A 315-nucleotide genomic window follows, 5' to 3' on the forward strand; every position below is an offset into this window, starting at 1 on the left:
AATCCGTATCCTCGCTTGCTATATAACTATTACCGTCTGCGGATTTATATATTTGGATTTGAGCGCCAACACTTGCTCCGCTATAATTGATTTTGTTATCGGTTATAGTTACAAACGCCAAACCTCCGCTTGCTTCCAATGAAAATTCTTCTCCAAATTCTTGCGGATTTGAAGAATAAGATTTTCTTGTAACGCCACTTCCGATTGTTCCCGTATAAGTTTTATTGTTATACGCCGATAAATCGCTTGTGGTAGCTTCCGTTCCCGATGCGGTAGGTATCGAGCCTAAATCTACTCCTCCGCTTCCTCCTCCCG

Annotated in this window: 1 protein-coding gene; it reads right to left on the reverse strand. The window is 42.2% G+C overall.

Annotation, left to right across the window (positions count from 1 at the left end; all coding sequences use genetic code 11):
- Positions 1-315 (reverse strand): hypothetical protein (locus tag EZH24_RS14605; RefSeq protein ID WP_161976213.1); only part of this gene is annotated, 315 nt, incomplete at both ends.

The organism is Brachyspira catarrhinii (assembly GCF_005518285.1).
Classification (GTDB): Bacteria; Spirochaetota; Brachyspiria; order Brachyspirales; family Brachyspiraceae; genus Brachyspira; species Brachyspira catarrhinii.